This window comes from Hydrogenophaga sp. IBVHS1, assembly GCF_002127265.1.
In the GTDB taxonomy this organism is placed as follows: Bacteria; Pseudomonadota; Gammaproteobacteria; order Burkholderiales; family Burkholderiaceae_C; genus Hydrogenophaga.
Genome location: NZ_NFUU01000001.1, coordinates 1882897 through 1900211, shown reverse-complemented (window position 1 = coordinate 1900211; position 17315 = coordinate 1882897). Strand labels below are relative to the sequence as shown.

Below are 17315 nucleotides of genomic sequence, written 5' to 3'. Positions count from 1 at the left end.
GGCCTAGTTTATAGAAGCAGGGTCGCGCTTGATCGGGTTGCGCAGCGCCAGGTGTTCCATGTACTGATCGATGCCTTGGCCTTCACGCTCCAGGAAGCGTTCCACTGCTTGCGCAAACGACGGATGGGCGAGCCAGTGGGCGCTGGTGGTGGCCACCGGAAGCAAGGCGCGGGCCATTTTGTGCTCGCCCTGGGCGCCGCCCTCGAATCGCACGTAGCCCTGCTGAATGCACCAGGCCAGCGGCTGGTAGTAACAGGCGTCGAAATGCAGGCAGTCCACCCGCTCCATGGCGCCCCAGTAGCGCCCGTAGGCGACCCGGCGCTCCGGGTCGATGCCGATCAGGCTGCAGGCCATGGGCAGGCGCTGGCGTTCGGCAATGAACAGCAGCCAGTTTTCGGGCATGAAGCGCGCCATGCGATGAAAGAAATCGCGGTTGAGGTAGGGCGCGTTGCCATGCTCAAGGTAGGTGCGCTCGTAACAACGGTAGAAGAAATCCCAGTCGTTTGACGAGATATCGAGCCCGCGCGACCAGCGAAAATTCACGCCCGCATCAGCTACCTTGCGCCGCTCCTGGCGGATCTTCTTCCGCTTCTCCTGCTGCAAGCTGGCGAGGAAGTGTTCAAAGTCCTGGTACACACCGCCGGCGGGATGCTCATTCGTCCAATGGAACTGCACGGTGTGGCGAAGCAGGAGCCCGGCTTCTTCCGCCGCCGCGACGTCCTGAGGCTGGGTGAAGAGCAGATGCAACGAAGAGAGTTGTTCCTGTTTCACATGCTTCACGAGCGCTCCCACCAGAGCGCTGCGTGCATTGCCGTCGCGAGCCAGCAAGCGCGCACCCGGCACTGGCGTGAACGGCACCGCCACCAGAGCCTTGGGGTAGTAGTCCAGCCCATGTTGTGCGTACGCGTTGGCCCAGGCCCAGTCAAACACGTACTCGCCATACGAATGGTTCTTCAGGTACATCGGACAGGCCGCGTGCAGTTGATCGCCACGCCACAGCGTGACGAAGCGAGGCTGCCATCCCGCAGGCTCGCGCGCGCAACCACTCTGGTGCAGCGCCGCCAGGTATTCGTGACGCATAAAAGGGCTGGGATCGGGCTCCAGCGCCAGCAGGGCGTTCCACTGATCAGGAGCGATGTCCTGCGGCGATGAGAAAACCCGGGTGACATAATCGTTTTCAGTCAAGCAACGTCCCCATCCGCCGCGCTTTCGCGGCACGTCCAGCCAGATTTCCAGACCCCATGACTCTCTCCATTTGCGTGGCCCAGCTCAACTTTGTGGTGGGCGACATGGCGGGCAACGCCCGGAAAATCATCGATGCGGCCCATCAGGCACATGCGCGTGGCGTTCGCCTGCTGCTGACGCCCGAACTCGCCATCTGCGGCTACGCTGCCGAGGACCTTTTCCTGCGCCCGGCATTCGTCGATGCCTGTGATGATGCCCTCAAAACGGTGGCCCGCGAAACGGCCAGCCTCAAAGGCCTGCACATCGTGGTGGGACATCCTGCGCGGCAGCAGCAGCCCGGCGGGCAACGGCGCGAACGCAGCGTTTCGGTGGCCCATTTGCACAACGCAGCCAGCGTGGTATTTGAGGGTGTCGTCACCCACACCTACGCCAAGCGCGAGCTGCCCAACTATCAAGTGTTCGATGAGCGGCGCTACTTCGTGCCGGGACACGCTGCTTGCGTGTTCGATGTGAAGGGCGATGACGGTGAAGCCGTGCGGGCTGGCCTGCTGATCTGCGAAGACGCCTGGTTCGACGCCCCTGCCGCCGAGTGCAAGGCGGCGGGCGCTGAACTGCTCATTGTCATCAACGCTTCACCCTTCCACGCCGGCAAGGGTGGCGAGCGAGAGTCCACCATGAGCTCGCGCGTGCGAGCCACCGGCTTGCCCATGGTGTATGCGCACCTGGTGGGTGGGCAGGACGAGATCGTGTTCGAGGGGCGCAGCTTTGTGCTCGACGCTGGTGGCGACCTGGCTGGGCGCGCGGTAAGTTTTGAAGAGACCGCGTTTGATGTGGCTTTTGCCCGGGAGGCATCGGGCTGGCGCATCACCGCCGACACCGACCGCGCCCACAGCCCGGAGGCCGATCTCTGGCATGCCCTCGTGCTGGGCGTGCGCGACTATCTGGGCAAGAACGGCTTTCCAGGCGCCATCCTGGGCCTCTCAGGCGGCATCGATTCGGCACTGGTGCTGGCCATTGCGGTGGATGCGCTGGGCAAGGACCGGGTGCGCACCGTGATGATGCCTTCGCCCTACACGGCCGATATTTCGTGGATCGATGCGCGCGACATGGCCGAGCGCATGGGCGTGCGCTACGACGAGATCGCCATCGCTCCGCAGTTCGAGGCCTTCAAGTCCAGTCTCGCGCAGGAGTTCGCCGGTCTGCCCGAGGACACCACCGAAGAAAACCTGCAGGCCCGCATCCGCGGCACGCTGCTCATGGCGCTGTCCAACAAATTTGGCAGCATCGTGCTCACCACGGGCAACAAGAGCGAGATGGCCACCGGCTACTGCACGCTCTACGGTGACATGGCAGGCGGTTTTGCGGTCATCAAGGACGTGGCCAAGACCATGGTGTTCAAGCTGGCTCGCTGGCGCAATGCGCATGACCCCTACGGCACTGGCGCCAACCCCATCCCCGAGCGCATCATCACGCGCCCACCCAGCGCCGAACTGCGGCCCGACCAGAAGGACCAGGACAGCCTGCCCGAGTACCCGGTGCTCGACGCCATCATCGAGCGTTATATGGAGAACGACCAGAGCCCGGAGAGCATCGTGGCGGCGGGATTCGATCGTGCAGACGTGGACAAGGTCGTGCGCCTGATCCGCATCAACGAGTACAAACGCCGTCAGGCGCCGGTGGGCATTCGCGTCACGCACCGCAGCTTTGGCAAGGATTGGCGCTACCCGATTACCAGCAAGTACCGCGCTTAAAGATTCAGCACGGCGCGCATCTCGCCGACCTCGATGCCGGCAGCGTTCTTCAGCGGTGGCGGTATCAGGCTGGCGAGCGCAGCGCGGCTCTCGTCGTCAAGCCAGCCCAGTTGCTCAAGCGCAGAAACCAACGCCACCATGAGTGGGGCCAGCTGCCCGTCACTCACTTTGGCAGCAATGCCGATCCCACGGCTGAAGCTGGCAAGGGCCTGCACGCCGTCGGCGCCCACCTTGCTGACCCAGTCGCCGCGCCCGGCGCGCATCAGGGTCAGGTCGTTGCGTCCCTGGCCGCTCACCAGCTCCGGGTGCCTGCTCATGGCGCGGGCAATTCGCATTGGCGCTGTTCCATACATAGAGTCCGGCTCGGTGAGCGTGAGCCTTGCAAAGGCATGCGCAAGCGCATGCAGCGGGACGGCGTAGTTGGGAGCGCTGCAGCCATCGATGCCCCGCACCAGCTGGTCCTCTGGTATGCCGGTGAAATGGGAGACGCTGCGGGAGATTTCCTGCTGCACGGGGTGCGAAGCTTCGAGGTAGTCCGCCAGCGGAGCCCCCAGCGAATCGGCCAGCAGCAGCATGCCGGTGTGCTTGCCGGAGCAGTTGTGGTGCAGCCGGGTGAAGCGCGCGCCTGGCTCGGGTGTGGCGCCAGTAGCACCGAAAAAGAAGGGTACATGCGTGCCGCAGGCCAGAGTCGATTCGCTTGCACCGATGCGCGCCAGCAGCGACGCGGCGCGTTCTACATGCATCGGTTCGCCACTGTGACTGGCGCACAGCAACGCCACGTCTGCATCCTCCAGATTCAGGCCGCCGGCTTCGCGAGCGATCAGTGGCATGGCCTGGAAAGGCTTGAGTGCTGAGCGCGTGAACAGGGGGGCCTGCACATCGCCCACGCTGGCCAGCAGTTTCCCCTGCGCGTTCACCACGGCCAGCGAACCATGGTGAATGTTTTCCGGGTGACTGCCGCGAAATGCGACGGTGATCGGCACGTGGGCTGGTAGGGAAGTCGGCATGCGAGGGTCTGGAAGCGGCAATGTCCGAGTGTACGAACGGCGAGGAGGCCTTGGGCATAATGAAAAGCCAAACCTCGCATCGCCCTGGAGACAACCCATGAAGCAGATCACCGCCGTCATCAAACCGTTCAAGCTGGAAGAGGTGCGCGAGGCGCTGGCCGAGCAAGGGGTGACCGGCCTGACCGTGACCGAAGTCAAGGGCTTCGGGCGGCAGAAGGGCCACACGGAGCTCTACCGCGGGGCCGAGTACGTGGTGGACTTCCTGCCCAAGGTCAAAGTGGAGGTGGTGGTCAAGACCGTGGACGTGGAGCGCTGTGTGGACGCGATCATCCGGGCCGCCCGCACCGGCAAGATCGGTGACGGCAAGATTTTCGTGACCTCGGTAGAACGGGTTGTGCGCATCCGCACGGGGGAAGAGGACGAAACCGCCGTCTGAGCCTCAAATGGCCTCGATGCGGGCTTCCGGCGCCATGCCGGCGGCTTGCACCAGTTCCGGGAGCAAGGTGGCGATATCGCTGCCGACGCGAATCAGGTCCATCTGCCAGTGGTTCATGAATTGCTGTTCGACGCCGGTGCGCATGAACGCCATCAGCCCATCGTAGTAGCCCGCCACGTTGAGCAGGCCCACTGGCTTGTCGTGGTAACCCAGCTGGCGCCAGGTCCAGACTTCAAAAAATTCCTCGAATGTGCCGATACCGCCCGGCAGCGCCAGAAAGGCGTCGGCACGGTCGGCCATGAGGCGCTTGCGCTCGTGCATGGTGTCGACCACATGCAGCTCGGTGCAGCCCTGGTGAGCCCATTCTTTTTCCACCAACGCCTTGGGAATGATGCCCACCACACGCCCACCTGCGGCCAGCGTGGCTTCGGCAACGATGCCCATCAGCCCATTGCGGCCGCCGCCGTAGACGAGTTGTCCCCCACGGCAACCGATCCATTCGCCCACTCTTTGCGCTGCTTCAGCGAAAGCCGGCTCGTTGCCGGGACGGGAGCCGCAGTACACGCACAGTGAAAAGTTGGGTTGGGTCATGATGAAAGTCAGAGCAGGCTGCCCCAGCGAGACCACAAGCCTGCCAGCCAGATGCCGGCGCAGGCCAGCAGGCTAAGGAGCACGGCGGCGCTGCCCATATCCTTGGCGCGCTTGGAGAGATCGTGCCACTCCGGCCCGATGCGGTCGATGGCGGTTTCAATGCCGGTGTTGAGCAACTCCACCACCATCACCCACACGACGGAGCCGGCCAGCAAGGCCGTTTCCACCCAGGTCTGGCCCACCCAGAAAGCGGCGGGTACCAGCACGATCGCGGCCAGGGCCTCCTGTCGGAACGCCGTTTCGCCCCAGCCGGCGCGCAGGCCGGCCATGGAATAGCCAAACGCATGCCACACGCGCGATAAGCCGCTGCGCTGCTTCTGCGCGTTGGTGGGCTCGCGGTCGGCGTTCGTCGTCATGGCGCGGAGGCGGGCTTGTTTTCAGGCCGTGCGCGAGGTGCGGGCGCCTGGTGGATCAGACGGGTGCCGGCCAGCGCGTCATGAACGAACTGGCGTTCGGGGTGGAACCGCGAGAGCAGGGCCCACACCAGGATCCAGCCGACCAGCAGCAGGGCGAGTTCCGGCCCGGAGGTCTTCAACGCCGCCGAGAGCGCCAGCGCAGGCAACAGCCAGAGCCACGACAGCACATAGCGCAACAGGGCCCGGGGCTGACTGAGCGCCCGACCCTGCCGGTCGACCACTCGAATGTGCCAGGTCTTCATGGCCAGGGTCTGTCCCTTGGCCCAGAACCAGGTGAAGTAGATGCCGAACACCACGAACAGGAACGCCTGCTGGGCGTGCCGATTGTCCAGGGCGTTGCGCGTCTGGGTGAGGGTGGAAAACAGATAGCCCGCAATGAAAACCACGCCGAACATGAGCATGCCCTCGTAGAGCCAGCAGGCCATGCGGCGGCGCAGGGAGGGTGCGGTCAAAGGGGCGTGTGGGGAGGTGTCGGTCGTCGCGCTCATGTCGGGGAATTGTCGCATCGGCACCCTCACCGTGTTCCAGATCAGAAAATTTCGCGGCCGGCCGGCCGGTGCTGGATGTTGCAGTGCGATAATGCGCGTTGCATTCAATCAGGCAAACGGATCAGGGTTCGGCGGAGTATGTGTCCGCTCATGGCCACTGGTCTCAAGTCTCGAAACCATTCCACAAGATTTGGTCTAGAGGCACCCAAGGTTTTTCGTCAGAGAAATTCTCGAAAGGTTCATCATGGAAATCAGCAAGGCCGAACTGGCCTCGGCTGCCGCCGCCAACGGTGCGGGCAGTCAGGAACTCCGCGGCGCAGAAATTCTCATCAAGGCCCTTCAGGCTGAAGGTGTGAAGTACATCTGGGGTTACCCGGGTGGCGCGGTCCTCCACATTTACGACGCGTTCTACAAGCAGGACACCATCCAGCATGTGCTGGTGCGTCACGAGCAGGCCGCCGTGCACGCGGCTGACGGCTATGCGCGAGCCACTGGCGATGTGGGCGTGGCACTCGTTACCTCAGGCCCCGGCGTGACCAATGCCGTCACTGGCATCGCCACGGCCTACATGGACAGCATCCCCATGGTGATCATCACCGGCCAGGTGCCCACGGCCGCGATCGGTCTGGACGCCTTCCAGGAATGCGACACCGTCGGCATCACACGCCCCATCGTCAAGCACAACTTCCTGGTGAAGGACGCGCGTGACATGGCGATGGTGATGAAGAAGGCCTTCCACATTGCCCGCAGTGGCCGGCCCGGCCCGGTGGTGGTGGACATTCCCAAGGACGTGTCTTTCAACAAGGTGCCGTACCACGGCTACCCGGAGTCGGTGGAGATGCGCTCCTACAACCCGGTTCGCAAAGGCCATGGCGGGCAGATCCGCAAGGCATTGCAGCTGCTGTTGACGGCCAAGCGGCCCTACATCTACACCGGTGGCGGCGTGCTGCTCGGCAATGCCACCAACGAGTTGCGCACCCTGGTCGACATGCTGGGCTACCCGGTCACCAACACGCTCATGGGCCTGGGCGCCTACCCGGCATCGGACCGCAAGTTCCTGGGCATGCTGGGCATGCACGGCACGATTGAAGCCAACAACGCCATGCAGAACTGCGATGTGCTGCTGGCCGTGGGTGCGCGATTCGACGACCGCGTGATCGGTAACCCCAAGCATTTCGCCCAGAACGAACGCAAGATCATCCACGTCGACATCGACCCGTCGAGCATCTCCAAGCGCGTGAAGGTGGACGTGCCGATCGTGGGTGACGTCAAGGACGTGCTGACCGAACTCATCAACATGGTGCGTGAAAGCGCCATCAAGCCCGACGGCAAGGCGCTGGCATCGTGGTGGGAGACGATCGAGACCTGGCGCTCGAAGGACTGCCTGAAATACGACCGTGGCAACCAGGATGTGATCAAGCCGCAGTACGTGGTGGAGACGCTCTGGAACATGACAAAGGACGCCGATACCTACATCACGTCCGACGTAGGTCAGCACCAGATGTGGGCGGCCCAGTACTACCGGTTCGATGAACCCCGTCGCTGGATCAATTCGGGTGGTCTGGGCACCATGGGCGTGGGCATCCCCTACGCCATGGGCATCAAGCTGGCCAAACCCGACAGTGAAGTGTTTTGCGTGACTGGCGAAGGTTCGGTGCAGATGTGCATTCAGGAGCTGTCCACCTGCCTGCAGTACAACACCCCGATCAAGATCGTGGCGCTGAACAACCGCTACCTCGGCATGGTGCGTCAATGGCAGGAGATTGACTACGAAGGCCGGTACAGCCACAGCTACATGGATGCCCTGCCGAATTTCGTGAAACTCGCCGAGGCCTATGGCCATGTGGGCATGTTGATCGAGCGTCCGCAGGACGTGGAACCCGCCCTTCGCGAGGCGCGCAAGCTCAAGGACCGCACCGTGTTCATGGACTTCCGCACCGATCCGACGGAGAACGTGTTCCCCATGGTCAAGGCCGGCAAGGGCATCACTGAAATGCTGCTCGGATCCGAAGACCTCTGAACCACCGCGAAGCAGCGGGTCCCCGCTGCTTCATCCCCTGGACGAATCTATTGTCCGCCGAGCCTGCGCATTACCGTGCGCAGGGGAGGGCGGCGAAAAGAGGAATCTCATATGAAACACATCATCGCTGTCCTGCTTGAAAACGAACCCGGAGCCCTGTCCCGCGTGGTGGGCCTGTTCTCGGCCCGGGGCTACAACATCGAGTCGCTGACCGTGGCGCCCACCGAGGACCCCAGCCTCTCGCGCATGACGATCCAGACCACGGGTTCCGACGACGTCATCGAACAGATCACCAAGCACCTCAACCGCCTGATTGAAGTGGTCAAGGTGGTCGACCTCACCGAAGGCTCCTACACCGAGCGCGAGCTCATGATGGTGAAGGTGCGTGCGGTGGGGAAGGAGCGAGAGGAGATGAAGCGCATGGCCGACATCTTCCGTGGACGCATCATCGACGTGACCGAAAAGAGCTACACCATCGAGCTCACCGGTGACCAGTCCAAGAACGACGCCTTCCTTGAGGCGATCGACCGCGGCGCCATTCTCGAAACCGTGCGCACCGGTGCCAGTGGCATTGGTCGCGGCGAACGCATTCTTCGCGTGTAAGAAAATCCACGCGACTCATTTCAACCCTAAAACACATTTCAACTGGAGCAACCTCATGAAAGTTTTCTACGACAAAGACTGCGACCTCTCCCTGATCAAGGGCAAGACGGTTGCCATCATTGGCTACGGCAGCCAGGGCCACGCGCACGCGCAGAACCTCAACGACAGCGGCGTGAAGGTTGTGGTTGGCTTGCGCAAGGGCGGTGCTTCCTGGGACAAGGTCGGCAAGGCCGGCCTGAACGTGCTTGAAGTCAACGATGCCGTGAAGTCCGCCGACGTCGTCATGATCCTGCTGCCCGACGAACAGATCGCCGAGGTCTACAAGAACAACGTCGAACCCCACATCAAGCAGGGCGGCTCACTGGCCTTCGCCCACGGCTTCAACGTGCACTACAACCAGGTGATCCCGCGCGCCGATCTGGACGTGTGGATGGTGGCCCCCAAGGCCCCGGGCCACACCGTGCGCAACACCTACACCCAGGGTGGCGGCGTGCCCCACCTGGTGGCGGTGCACCAGGACAAGAGCGGCAAGGCGCGCGATCTGGCGCTGAGCTACGCCATGGCCAACGGTGGCGGCAAAGCCGGCATCATCGAGACCAACTTCAAGGAAGAAACCGAGACCGACCTGTTCGGCGAGCAGGCCGTGCTGTGTGGCGGCGCGGTCGAACTCATCAAGATGGGCTACGAGACGCTGGTGGAAGCGGGCTACGCGCCCGAGATGGCGTATTTCGAGTGCCTGCACGAGCTGAAGCTGATCGTGGACCTGATCTACGAAGGCGGCATTGCCAACATGAACTACTCGATCTCGAACAACGCGGAGTACGGCGAGTACGTGACCGGGCCGGAGGTGATCAACGAGGAGTCGCGCGCGGCCATGCGCAACGCCTTGAAGCGCATCCAGAACGGCGAGTACGCCAAGATGTTCATCGCCGAGGGGCGCACCAACTACCCGAGCATGACGGCACGGCGGCGCAACACGGCCGAGCACAGCATCGAGGTGGTGGGTGCGCAGCTGCGCGCCATGATGCCGTGGATCGCCAAGAACAAGCTGGTCGACCAGACGCGGAACTGACCGCACCCTGTGCTCCGCCCTTGTGTGGAGTCTTTTTCAAAGGCCACTTCGGTGGCCTTTTTCATTTCGCTCACTGCCTTACACTGCGACGTTTGGGGGCTCCAGGCCTCATAGCCAACAAAGAGACGCTCATGCACGACGGTACAGAATCCCACATGACACCCAGCGAGGAGCGTCCCCGGCGTCCCAAGGGCATCTACATGGTGCCCAACATGATCACGCTGGCAGCCTTGTTCGGCGGCTTCTACTCGGTGGTGATGGCCATGAACGATCGCTACGACCTGGCCACTGTGGGCATCTTCGTGGCCATGGTCCTCGACAGCCTCGACGGACGGGTGGCCCGCCTGACCAACACGCAGAGCGCATTTGGCGAACAGATGGACTCGCTCTCCGACATGGTTTCGTTCGGCGCCGCGCCTGCGCTGATTGCCTACGAATGGACGCTGCGCGACATCGGACGCTGGGGCTGGATCGCCGCATTCGTCTATTGCGCTTGCGCGGCCCTGCGCCTGGCCCGTTTCAACGTCAATACGGCGGTGGTCGACAAGCGCTTCTTCCAGGGGTTGCCATCTCCCGCCGCCGCTGCATTGGTGGCCGGCTTCATCTGGCTCATGACCGAGCTGGAAATTCCGGCGAAGGACGTGACCTGGTTCATGTTTGCCCTCACGCTCTACACCGGCCTGACGATGGTCACCAACGTGCCGTTCTACAGCTTCAAGGACCTGAGCCTCAGGAAGAGCGTGCCGTTTGCGGCCATCGTGCTGGTGGCGCTGGGCATTGCGGTTATCAACATCCACCCGCCCACTGTGCTCTTCGGTCTTTTCGTGATCTATGGCCTCTCGGGTTACGCGCTGTATGCCTGGAGAAAGTCCAAGGGCCGCCCCACCAGCGTGATCAGCACTTCGACCGACGAGCCTGACGAGCGCGGCCTGCACGACTGAGCTCGCGCTTCGTCGCGGCAGTCGTCTGGTATTTCCTTATCGGCGCCTACGCGCCTTTGTGCTACATTCCCGACCATGTTCACGATTTCGATCTCGCTACTACTGGGTGTCCGACACGGGCAGGTCTGGTAACGCGCGAGCGATTTCCCACACAACGGCCCGTTTGCACCTGCAGCGGGCCGTTTTGTTTTGGAACTGCAGGTTTATCTAAGAGCCGCCCACAAGGCGACACACCGGAGCATTGAGATGAGCGACAAACTGATCATTTTTGACACCACCCTGCGAGATGGCGAGCAGTCGCCCGGCGCCTCCATGACCAAGGACGAAAAGCTGCGTATCGCGCGCCAGCTGGAGCGCCTGAAAGTGGACGTGATCGAGGCCGGTTTCGCCGCCAGCTCCAATGGCGACTTTGATTGCGTGCAAGCCATCGCCAACACCATCAAGGACTCCGTTGTCTGTTCTCTGGCGCGAGCCAACGACCGGGACATTGGCCGTGCCGCAGAAGCACTCAAGGGTGCGCAGCGCGCCCGCATTCACACCTTCATTGCCACCAGTGCCCTGCACATGGAAAAGAAGCTGCGCATGACGCCCGAGCAGGTGATGGAGCAGGCGATTCAGTCGGTGCGCTTCGCGCGCAACCTGGTTGAAGACGTCGAATTCAGCCCCGAAGACGGTTACCGCAGTGACCCGGACTATCTCTGTCGCGTGCTCGAGGCGGTCATCAAGGAAGGCGCAACCACGCTCAACATTCCCGATACGGTGGGCTACGCCATTCCCGAACTCTATGGCGAGTTCATCCGCAGCTTGCGCGAGCGTGTGCCCAACTCTGACAAGGCCATCTGGTCGGTGCATTGCCACAACGATCTGGGCATGGCGGTGGCGAATTCGCTGGCGGGCGTGAAGATCGGCGGCGCGCGCCAGGTGGAGTGCACGATCAACGGCCTTGGCGAGCGCGCGGGCAACTGCTCGCTCGAAGAGATCGTGATGGCGGTGCGCACGCGGCGGGATTATTTCGGCCTCGACGTGGGCGTGGACACCACGCAGATCGTGCCGGCCAGCCGCATGGTGAGCCAGACCACCGGCTTTGTGGTGCAGCCGAACAAGGCTGTGGTGGGCGCCAACGCCTTTGCGCACGCCAGCGGTATTCACCAGGACGGCGTGCTCAAGGCGCGCGACACCTACGAGATCATGCGAGCCGAAGACGTGGGCTGGAGCGCCAACAAGATCGTGCTGGGCAAACTCAGCGGACGCAATGCTTTCAAGCAGCGCCTGAACGACCTGGGCATCGAGATGGAGTCCGAAAGCGAGATCAACACTGCATTCGCTGCGTTCAAGGAACTCGCTGACCGCAAGAGCGAGATCTTCGATGAGGACATCCTGGCGCTGTGCAGTGATGAAAGCGTGACCGCCGAAAAGGAGCAGTACGGACTGGTCTCGCTGAAGCAACGCAGTGAAACCGGTGAGCGCCCCCACGCCAACGTCGTGTTCACGGTCGACGGCCATGAAATTCAGGGTGAAAGCGACGGCAATGGCCCGGTGGATGCCTCTTTGAAGGCGATCGAAAACCACGTCAAGAGTGGCGCAGAACTGGTGCTGTATTCGGTCAATGCCATCACAAGTGGTTCTACCGAGAGCCAGGGCGAGGTGACCGTTCGTTTGCAGCACGGAGGCCGGGTGGTCAATGGCGTCGGCGCCGACCCCGACATCGTTGTGGCTTCAGCCAAGGCCTACCTGAGCGCGCTGAACAAATTGCACAGCAAAGCGGACCGCGTCGCTGCGCAGGGATAAAGTCCTTTCAAATCAAATACTTAAGGATTTCTGCTTCTTGATCGAAAGAAATGATGCCAAAAGTACCATTTGTTCTACCGATCATTGAGAAAGACTTTACAAGCATTTGATATTGCTAGTTTTTTTCTTCCTGTCTATACTCCGCTCCAGCGTGGTGCATCTAGCTGGAGTGGAGTAAAAGTCATGGGTCTGGTTCGGTTTCAAAAAATCCTCTGGGGAATGACCCTGGCCGCCGGCCTGACGCTGCTGGCCGCGCCCACAGTCACCCAGGCTGCCACCAGTGCATCCAAGGTCGCCAAGGCCAAGAAAACCGCCACTGCGCAAAAATCGACCCGGCGCAAGACCGTGGCAGTGAAGAAATCACAGACGAAAGTTGCCAAAGCACCTGTGCGCAAAACCCTGAAGGCGGTCAGCGCACGCAACACTCGAGTGAAGGTGCAGATGGCCGGTGGCCGGACCACCTCCCTGCACAAGATTTCCGTCAAACAGAAACCGGCCGCGCGTTCCAATGTGCTTCGCGCCGCGATCGTGCACCGTCCTTCAATGGGTGAGGCGCTGGGCCTGCGGGACAACGACGATGCGCTCGAACTCAACTCCAGTGTGGCGCTGGTGATTGACCAGCAGACCAACGAAGTCCTGTTCAGCAAGAACGATTCGGCAGTCCTGCCGATTGCCTCTCTCACCAAACTCATGACGGGTCTGGTGGTGGCCGACGCCGCGCTCGACATGAACGAGATGATCACCATCACCGCCGACGACATCGACACCTTCAAGGGCAGCCGTTCGCGTCTGGCCGTGGGCACCACGCTCAGCCGGGGTGAATTGATGCACCTTGCTCTGATGTCGAGCGAGAACCGTGCGGCGCACGCCCTGGGGCGCGCCCATCCCGGTGGGCTGCAGGAATTTGTGCGGTTGATGAACCAGAAAGCCGCTTCGCTTGGCATGGCCGACACGCGCTATGTGGAGCCTACGGGCCTGTCCAGCCTCAACCAGTCCAGCGCCCGAGATCTGGCGACGCTGGTGTCGGTGGCCTACCAGCGCCCGATTCTCCGCAGCCTCTCCACCTCACCCGGCTACGAGGTCGACCTCGGCCGTCGCACGCTTCACTACAACAATTCCAACCGGCTGATCAAGAACCCGGATTGGGACATCGGACTGCAGAAGACGGGCTACATCTCGGAAGCCGGCCGTTGTCTCGTGATGCAGGCCAAGGTGGCCGGGCGTCAGCTGATCATGGTGTTCCTGGACTCCGCCGGCAAGGTAAGCCGCATGCAGGACGCCGAGCGTGTGCGCCGTTGGGTGGAAGTCCAGACGGGCACCACGCAGCCGTTGGCCCGGCAGCAGCCGCAAGGCTGAACGCCCGCGGTACGGGCGCTTTCAGCGCGCCGCAGCAACTGGCAAGGGCACTTTGGGGCAGCCGAGAGCGGCGGAGATCTCGGCGGCAGTCGCCCTTAGTTTGGGCACCCAGTTCTCATCGATCCGATCCGCAGGTGCTGAAATCGACAGGCCTGCCACCAGCTTGCTCTGGTCGTCGTAGATGCCTGCGGCCATGCAACGCACTCCCAGCTCCAGTTCTTCGTTGTCGCGTGCCAGGCCGGCTTGGCGGCACTGCGCGAGTTCACGCTCCAGCGTAGGGAGCTGGGTAAGGCTGTTGCGCGTGTTGCCGGCCAGACCTGTGCGGGTGGCGTAGGCGCGCACGCGCGGTGGTTCGTCGTCAGCCAGGAACAGCTTGCCCACTGAGGTCAGGTGCAGCGGAGCGCGGCCGCCGATGGCGCGCACCACCTGCATGCCGGAGCGTTCGCTGTACGCGCGCTCCACATAAACGATCTCGTCGCCCTGGCGTACGCTCAGGTTGACCGGCTGCTGGATGAGCTTGTGGAGCTCGCGCATGGGCAGCAGTGCCGCGTCACGGACACTCAATCGCGCTTTCACCAGGTTGCCCAGTTCGAGCAGCCGCATGCCGAGCCGGTAGCTGCCCGCTTCGGGGCGGTCCACGAAACGGCCAATGGTCAGGTCGTTGAGGATGCGGTGCGCGGTGGAAGGGTGCAGCCCGGTCTTCTCGCTGATTTCCTTGAGCGAAACCGGATCCTCGCGCGAGGCAAGCACCTCGAGCAGGTTGAACAGGCGTTCAATCACCTGAACGGTGGGCGTGCTGGCCAGGTTTTCAGAGCGTTTGGTCATGGTAGCGGTGGGTTGGCCGCGATTTTACAAGATGAAATCTGCGCCCGCGAAACGGTGTGTAAACCGGGTGGGGCATTTCAATCGGCGGGAAGCCAGCGCCCATCCAGCAGAAGTTCGTGAGGGTGAAAGCCCGCCTTGTAGTTCATCTTGCTGCTCTGGCCGATCCAGTAACCCAGGTAGACGTGGGGCAGGTCGAGCGCGCGGGCCTGGGCGATCTGCCAGAGCACGGAGTAGGTGCCGTAGCTGGCTTTCTCGTCGGGCTCGTAGAAGGTGTAGACGGCCGACAGTCCGTCGTTGAGCACGTCGACAATGGACACCATCTTCAGCTTTGCCGGCACGTCTCCGTTGGCCGGTTCGTGGAATTCGACAAGGCGGGAGTTGACGCGGCTTTGCAGAAGGAACTGGGTGTATTGATCAATGCTGTCGTGGTCCATGCCCCCGCCAGCGTGCCGGCTGTTCTGGTAGCGCAGGTACAGCTGGTAGTGCTCAGGAATGAAGCACAGTTTGAGCACGCGGGTTTGCAAATGGCCGTGCAGCGACTGGGTGCGCCGCTGGCTGCGGTTGGGCTTGAATTGCGCCACCGGAACACGCAGGGGCACGCAGGCCTGACAACCATCGCAGTAGGGGCGGTACGTGAACATGCCACTGCGCCGGAATCCGTGCGTGACGAGATCCGAGTAGGCGTCGTTGTGGATGAGATGGCTGGGCGTCGCGACCTGCGAACGGGCCTGGCGGTCGGGCAGGTAGCTGCACGGGTAGGGAGCCGTCGCGTAAAACTGCAGCGCCTGAAGCGGAAGTTCTTTGAGGTGGGTCACGCTCTACGACCATCTTCGAAGAGAAGTTGCTGCCAGTATACGGGCTCGAATTCCCAGCGTGGCGCGGGTTGCAGCAAGGCCGTACGCACGTGGGCGCAGAAGGCATTGCGCGGCATCAACCGCCCGCCCAGAGAGGCTAGGTGAGAGGTGTCCTGCTGGCAGTCGATCAGAGGCAGCTCATGGGCGCGGCAGAAGGCAACCAGGGCTGCCAGGGCCATCTTCGAGGCATTGCTCCTCCGGCTGAACATGGATTCCCCGTACACCATGTTGCCCAGGTTGATGCAATAGAGGCCTCCCGCGAGCTCACCGTCCAGCCAGGTCTCCACGCTGTGTGCCATGCCTGCATCGTGCAGGCGCACGTAGGCCTCGACCATGGCGGGCAGGATCCACGTGCCGGTCTGGTCCTGGCGCGGGGTGTGGGCGCAGGCGCGAATGACGCGCTCGAAATCGTGGTCGAAGCGGATCTCCAGGCGGCCTTCGCGCAGGTACTGCTGAACCGTTTTACGAAGCGACCGGTGCAATCGGAACGCGCTTGTTTCCAGCACCATGCGCGGGTCGGTGCTCCACCAAAGAATGGGTTGGCCGGCGCTGTACCAGGGAAAGATCCCACGCGAGTACGCCGCCACCAGTGTGGGCACGTCCAGCACGCCCCCCGCCGCCAGCAGGCCGGGCGCCGGATCGCTGCTGCCCCAGGCGCTTTCCACCGGCGGAAAGGCCTGGCCGGGCTCCAGCCAGGGCAGGGCACGGGTGGGTGGGGTCTGGGTCATGCCGCTATTGTGCGCGGCGGCCCGGACGCTTCAAGTGCGGGTTGCCCTGTGGCGGCGCACAAGCAGCCAGACGGTGGTACCCATGGTGATGCCGAGAAAGTCTGCCGCCAGGTCGGCCCACTCGCCGAAACGCCATCCGGTGGCGGTCTGGGCGAGCTCGATCCCACCGCCAAACAACAGCAACCCCACGGCAACGCGAGGCAGGTGCGCCGGATAGGAGAGCAGGCCGAGCAAGGCCAACCAGGCAAAGGCGCAGGCGTGCTGGGCTTTGTCCCAGACGTCGAAACTCTGGGGTGGAAGCATGGCCACCGGCACCAGCGATGCAATGGTGATCCCGACCAGGCTTAGCCAGAAAAGCGCGCGGATCATGCCTTGCTCTCCGCTTCCAGGTAGGCCGTGAGGTGGTGCAGGTGCACGCGCATCGCCTCGCTGGCCCCCACCGCATCGCGCGCCCGCAGGTACCGAAGCACCTTCCTGCGCACGGCCACCATGTCAGGGTGGGGCTGGGGATCAATACGCAGCAGGATCATGCGCATCACTTCGGACACTGCGTCGACCAGCATCACCGTCAGGTCGTTGTGCGTGGCCACCGCCAGCAGGTGATAGAAGCGGTGCAGCGATCGGGCGTTGCGCGAACCCTGTCCTTTGCGAAAGAGCTCCGCGTGGTATTCAATGTCTGCCTCGATCGCATCGAGTTCGGCTTCGGTGGCACGCTCGCAGGCCAGGCGGATGGCCATGCAGGTGAGTTCGATCCGCGTCTCGGTCACCACCGCGATGGGCATTTGCGCCAGGGCCACCATGTCGCTCATGGCCTGCGTGATGCCATGGGGTGTGCTGGTGCGGATGTAGATGCCCCCGTGCGCTCCCATGCGAGATTCCACCACGCCCATGGACTCCAGGCTGCGAATCGCCTCGCGAACCACACTGCGGCTCACCGCCAGCTGCTCGGCCAGTTCTCGCTCGCCAGGCAGCCGATCACCGGGACGCAACTCGCCCCGGAAGACCTGCTGTCGAATCTGGTCGCAGACCGCCTCGAAACCGCGCTGGCTGCGCACCTCCCGAAGCCCCAGACTCTCCAGAATTTCGGGGTCTGCAGGTGGCGCGTCGGTGACGGTGGCCGGTGTCGGTGAGCTGGTTCTGCGCATGGGGGGAAGGTGCTGTCGTGGTCTGGCGCTGATGATCGCACAGCCCACA

Annotated in this window: 18 protein-coding genes; 8 read left to right on the top strand and 10 right to left on the bottom strand. The window is 62.9% G+C overall.

The window, feature by feature from the left end; translation table 11 throughout:
* Window positions 1-3 precede the first annotated feature (3 nt).
* Window positions 4-1185, bottom strand: a complete 1182-nt coding sequence (locus tag CAP37_RS09015) for a GNAT family N-acetyltransferase (protein WP_086123857.1) — start codon at window positions 1183-1185, stop codon at window positions 4-6.
* A gap of 56 nt (window positions 1186-1241) precedes the next feature.
* Between CAP37_RS09015 and CAP37_RS09010 the strand changes: the two genes are divergently transcribed.
* The gene (locus CAP37_RS09010; protein ID WP_086123856.1) at window positions 1242-2936 is read left to right on the top strand and encodes an NAD+ synthase; all 1695 of its coding nucleotides are present in this window, start codon (window positions 1242-1244) and stop codon (window positions 2934-2936) included.
* Here the strand turns inward: CAP37_RS09010 and CAP37_RS09005 are convergent.
* A complete protein-coding gene (locus CAP37_RS09005) occupies window positions 2933-3943 on the bottom strand; it encodes an asparaginase (RefSeq protein WP_086123855.1) in 1011 nt (336 codons plus the stop codon). The genes CAP37_RS09010 and CAP37_RS09005 overlap by 4 nt on opposite strands.
* A gap of 97 nt (window positions 3944-4040) precedes the next feature.
* Here CAP37_RS09005 and CAP37_RS09000 point away from each other — a divergent pair, with 97 nt between their 5' ends.
* On the top strand, window positions 4041-4379 hold the full coding sequence (locus CAP37_RS09000; protein ID WP_056274681.1) for a P-II family nitrogen regulator: 339 nt from the start codon (window positions 4041-4043) through the stop codon (window positions 4377-4379).
* A gap of 3 nt (window positions 4380-4382) precedes the next feature.
* Here the strand turns inward: CAP37_RS09000 and CAP37_RS08995 are convergent, their stop codons facing one another.
* The 3 genes from CAP37_RS08995 to CAP37_RS08985 are packed head-to-tail and all read right to left on the bottom strand — an operon-like array spanning window position 4383 to window position 5934.
* The gene (locus tag CAP37_RS08995) at window positions 4383-4970 is read right to left on the bottom strand and encodes a TIGR00730 family Rossman fold protein (protein WP_086124901.1); all 588 of its coding nucleotides are present in this window, start codon (window positions 4968-4970) and stop codon (window positions 4383-4385) included.
* 8 nt (window positions 4971-4978) lie between these two features.
* The gene (locus tag CAP37_RS08990) at window positions 4979-5386 is read right to left on the bottom strand and encodes a diacylglycerol kinase (RefSeq protein ID WP_086123854.1); all 408 of its coding nucleotides are present in this window, start codon (window positions 5384-5386) and stop codon (window positions 4979-4981) included.
* Window positions 5383-5934: an RDD family protein gene (locus tag CAP37_RS08985; protein ID WP_179190171.1), complete on the bottom strand. Its 552-nt coding sequence runs from the start codon at window positions 5932-5934 to the stop codon at window positions 5383-5385. The genes CAP37_RS08990 and CAP37_RS08985 overlap by 4 nt, the downstream gene beginning before the upstream one ends.
* 244 nt (window positions 5935-6178) lie before the next feature.
* Here CAP37_RS08985 and CAP37_RS08980 point away from each other — a divergent pair, with 244 nt between their 5' ends.
* The 6 genes from CAP37_RS08980 (at window position 6179) to CAP37_RS08955 (ending at window position 13714) form a co-directional block, all read left to right on the top strand.
* A complete protein-coding gene (locus tag CAP37_RS08980; protein WP_086123852.1) occupies window positions 6179-7954 on the top strand; it encodes an acetolactate synthase 3 catalytic subunit in 1776 nt (591 codons plus the stop codon).
* Between the two features lie 111 nt (window positions 7955-8065).
* The gene (ilvN, locus tag CAP37_RS08975) at window positions 8066-8557 is read left to right on the top strand and encodes an acetolactate synthase small subunit (protein ID WP_086123851.1); all 492 of its coding nucleotides are present in this window, start codon (window positions 8066-8068) and stop codon (window positions 8555-8557) included.
* A gap of 55 nt (window positions 8558-8612) precedes the next feature.
* Window positions 8613-9629, top strand: coding sequence for a ketol-acid reductoisomerase (ilvC, locus tag CAP37_RS08970; protein WP_086123221.1), 1017 nt, complete (start codon window positions 8613-8615; stop codon window positions 9627-9629).
* 131 nt (window positions 9630-9760) lie between these two features.
* Window positions 9761-10570 (top strand): CDP-diacylglycerol--serine O-phosphatidyltransferase, encoded by an 810-nt coding sequence (pssA, locus tag CAP37_RS08965; protein WP_086123850.1) that lies wholly within the window; start codon window positions 9761-9763, stop codon window positions 10568-10570.
* A 246-nt stretch (window positions 10571-10816) separates the two neighbouring features.
* Window positions 10817-12358 carry a 2-isopropylmalate synthase gene (locus CAP37_RS08960; RefSeq protein ID WP_086123849.1) on the top strand — a complete coding sequence of 514 codons (1542 nt, stop codon included), beginning with the start codon at window positions 10817-10819 and terminating at the stop codon, window positions 12356-12358.
* A 219-nt stretch (window positions 12359-12577) separates the two neighbouring features.
* Window positions 12578-13714, top strand: a complete 1137-nt coding sequence (locus tag CAP37_RS08955; RefSeq protein ID WP_086123848.1) for a serine hydrolase — start codon at window positions 12578-12580, stop codon at window positions 13712-13714.
* 21 nt (window positions 13715-13735) lie between these two features.
* On the opposite strand, the gene CAP37_RS08950 is transcribed toward CAP37_RS08955, so the two are convergent.
* The 5 genes from CAP37_RS08950 to CAP37_RS08930 all read right to left on the bottom strand — a co-directional run bounded on the left by CAP37_RS08950 (window position 13736) and on the right by CAP37_RS08930 (window position 17266).
* Entirely contained in the window at window positions 13736-14539 is an 804-nt protein-coding gene (locus CAP37_RS08950) for an IclR family transcriptional regulator (RefSeq protein WP_086123847.1), read from the bottom strand.
* 77 nt (window positions 14540-14616) lie between these two features.
* Window positions 14617-15354 carry an arginyltransferase gene (locus CAP37_RS08945; protein WP_086123846.1) on the bottom strand — a complete coding sequence of 246 codons (738 nt, stop codon included), beginning with the start codon at window positions 15352-15354 and terminating at the stop codon, window positions 14617-14619.
* Window positions 15351-16121, bottom strand: coding sequence for a leucyl/phenylalanyl-tRNA--protein transferase (gene aat / locus CAP37_RS08940; RefSeq protein WP_086123845.1), 771 nt, complete (start codon window positions 16119-16121; stop codon window positions 15351-15353). The genes CAP37_RS08945 and aat overlap by 4 nt, the downstream gene beginning before the upstream one ends.
* A 30-nt stretch (window positions 16122-16151) precedes the next feature.
* Complete coding sequence (locus CAP37_RS08935; RefSeq protein ID WP_256926920.1) at window positions 16152-16490, bottom strand: VanZ family protein; 339 nt, start codon at window positions 16488-16490, stop codon at window positions 16152-16154.
* Window positions 16487-17266: a FadR/GntR family transcriptional regulator gene (locus CAP37_RS08930; protein WP_086123844.1), complete on the bottom strand. Its 780-nt coding sequence runs from the start codon at window positions 17264-17266 to the stop codon at window positions 16487-16489. The genes CAP37_RS08935 and CAP37_RS08930 overlap by 4 nt, the downstream gene beginning before the upstream one ends.
* Window positions 17267-17315: the final 49 nt, after the last annotated feature.

Bases quoted from the DNA above. Each gene is read 5' to 3' on its own strand.
- CAP37_RS09010 (WP_086123856.1), top strand. From the start codon at position 1,242: ATGACTCTCTCCATTTGCGTGGCCCAGCTCAACTTTGTGGTGGGCGAC.
- CAP37_RS09005 (WP_086123855.1), bottom strand. From the start codon at position 3,943: ATGCCGACTTCCCTACCAGCCCACGTGCCGATCACCGTCGCATTTCGC.
- CAP37_RS09000 (WP_056274681.1), top strand. From the start codon at position 4,041: ATGAAGCAGATCACCGCCGTCATCAAACCGTTCAAGCTGGAAGAGGTG.
- CAP37_RS08995 (WP_086124901.1), bottom strand. From the start codon at position 4,970: ATGACCCAACCCAACTTTTCACTGTGCGTGTACTGCGGCTCCCGTCCC.
- CAP37_RS08990 (WP_086123854.1), bottom strand. From the start codon at position 5,386: ATGACGACGAACGCCGACCGCGAGCCCACCAACGCGCAGAAGCAGCGC.
- CAP37_RS08985 (WP_179190171.1), bottom strand. From the start codon at position 5,934: ATGAGCGCGACGACCGACACCTCCCCACACGCCCCTTTGACCGCACCC.
- CAP37_RS08980 (WP_086123852.1), top strand. From the start codon at position 6,179: ATGGAAATCAGCAAGGCCGAACTGGCCTCGGCTGCCGCCGCCAACGGT.
- ilvN (WP_086123851.1), top strand. From the start codon at position 8,066: ATGAAACACATCATCGCTGTCCTGCTTGAAAACGAACCCGGAGCCCTG.
- ilvC (WP_086123221.1), top strand. From the start codon at position 8,613: ATGAAAGTTTTCTACGACAAAGACTGCGACCTCTCCCTGATCAAGGGC.
- pssA (WP_086123850.1), top strand. From the start codon at position 9,761: ATGCACGACGGTACAGAATCCCACATGACACCCAGCGAGGAGCGTCCC.
- CAP37_RS08960 (WP_086123849.1), top strand. From the start codon at position 10,817: ATGAGCGACAAACTGATCATTTTTGACACCACCCTGCGAGATGGCGAG.
- CAP37_RS08955 (WP_086123848.1), top strand. From the start codon at position 12,578: ATGACCCTGGCCGCCGGCCTGACGCTGCTGGCCGCGCCCACAGTCACC.
- CAP37_RS08950 (WP_086123847.1), bottom strand. From the start codon at position 14,539: ATGACCAAACGCTCTGAAAACCTGGCCAGCACGCCCACCGTTCAGGTG.
- aat (WP_086123845.1), bottom strand. From the start codon at position 16,121: ATGACCCAGACCCCACCCACCCGTGCCCTGCCCTGGCTGGAGCCCGGC.
- CAP37_RS08935 (WP_256926920.1), bottom strand. From the start codon at position 16,490: ATGATCCGCGCGCTTTTCTGGCTAAGCCTGGTCGGGATCACCATTGCA.
- CAP37_RS08930 (WP_086123844.1), bottom strand. From the start codon at position 17,266: ATGCGCAGAACCAGCTCACCGACACCGGCCACCGTCACCGACGCGCCA.